Source organism: Pseudomonas sp. NPDC086251 (assembly GCF_044746405.1).
Lineage (GTDB): Bacteria > Pseudomonadota > Gammaproteobacteria > Pseudomonadales > Pseudomonadaceae > Aquipseudomonas.
In genome coordinates this window covers 1-1,359 of record NZ_JBIVBY010000085.1, presented here as the reverse complement: position 1 = coordinate 1,359, position 1,359 = coordinate 1, and the positions used below count along the sequence as shown (strand labels likewise).

1 protein-coding gene and 2 pseudogenes are annotated in these 1,359 nt (G+C 61.3%); all 3 read right to left on the bottom strand.

What is annotated here, in order from left to right; genetic code table 11:
• A pseudogene (locus ACIPL2_RS35145) lies at positions 1–670 on the bottom strand (NADH-quinone oxidoreductase subunit F); the annotation flags it as partial.
• A complete protein-coding gene (gene nuoE / locus ACIPL2_RS35140; protein ID WP_008146039.1) occupies positions 667–1,164 on the bottom strand; it encodes an NADH-quinone oxidoreductase subunit NuoE in 498 nt (165 codons plus the stop codon). The gene nuoE and the pseudogene ACIPL2_RS35145, both read right to left, overlap by 4 nt.
• 2 nt (positions 1,165–1,166) lie before the next feature.
• Positions 1,167–1,359 (bottom strand): annotated as a pseudogene (locus tag ACIPL2_RS35135) (NADH-quinone oxidoreductase subunit C/D); the annotation flags it as partial.

Genomic DNA, 1,359 nt, shown 5'->3' with positions numbered 1-1,359 from the left:
CGCAGGTCGGCTTGCCCCACACTCCATCGGCAGCAGGGAAGGGCGGCTTGGAGCGCGGGTTGGCTCGGGGGCCTTCGAGGTAGTTGATCAGTGCGGTTTCTTCAACGCAGATATACCGCCCGGCGCCGGTGTGGACGAACAGCTCGAAATCGAAGCCGCTGCCCAGGATGTTTTTACCCAGCAGACCGGCTGCCTTGGCTTCTTCCACGGCACGGTTCAGGTGCTTGGCGGCGGTGGTGTATTCGCCACGCAGGAAGATGTAGCCGCGGTAGGTTTTCAGCGCGCGAGCACTGATCAGCATGCCTTCGATCAGCAGATGGGGCAGTTGCTCCATCAGCATTCGGTCTTTCCAGGTGTTCGGCTCCATTTCATCCGCGTTGCACAGCAGGTAGCGGATGTTGATGGATTCGTCTTTGGGCATCAGGCCCCACTTGACACCAGTGGGGAAGCCTGCACCGCCGCGACCTTTCAGGCCGGCGTCTTTCACGGTCTGGACGATGTCGTCCTGAGCCATGTCGGCGAAGGCTTTGCGCGCCGCGGCGTAACCGTTCTTGGCCTGGTACTCGTCGAGCCAGACAGCTTCGCCGTCATCACGCAGACGCCAGGTGAGCGGGTGAGTCTCGGCCGACCGCTTGATGCGGTTGGCAGGACCGAAGGAAGTCAGGGTCATACGTAGCCCTCGAGCAATTTGGCAACGCCGGCAGGCTGCACATCACCGAACGTGTCGTCGTCGATCATCAACGCCGGCGCCTTGTCACAGTTGCCGAGGCAGCAGACCGGCAGCAGGGTGAAACGACCGTCGGCGGTGGTCTGACCCAGGCCGATGCCCAGATTGCTCTGGATTTCGCTGACAACCGATTCGTGGCCGCCGATGTAGCAGACCATGCTGTCGCAAACGCGAATGATGTGGCGGCCGACAGGCTGGCGGAAGATCTGGCTATAGAACGTCGCCACGCCTTCAACGTCGCTGGCCGGAATGCCGAGGATCTCGCCGATGGCGTAGAGCGCGCCGTCAGGCACCCAGCCACGTTCCTTCTGGACAATCTTCAGGGCTTCGATCGACGCCGCGCGCGGGTCTTCGTAGTGATGCAGCTCGTGCTCGATGGCCGAGCGCTCGGTTTCGCTCAGGGCGAAACGGTCTGTCTGGATAAGCGTGCTATTCATGCTTAGCGGTCCACGTCGGCCATAACGAAATCGATACTACCCAGGTACGCGATCAAGTCCGCGACCATGCTGCCTTTGATCACCGAAGGGATCTGCTGCAGGTGCGGGAAGCTTGGGGTGCGAATCCGGGTGCGGTAGCTCATGGTGCCGCCATCGCTCGTCAGGTAATAACTGTTGATGCCCTTGGTCGCTTCA

What these genes read in the sequence shown, in the direction of transcription:
- nuoE (WP_008146039.1), bottom strand. Translation starts at nt 1,164, where the DNA reads ATGAATAGCACGCTTATCCAGACAGACCGTTTCGCCCTGAGCGAAACC.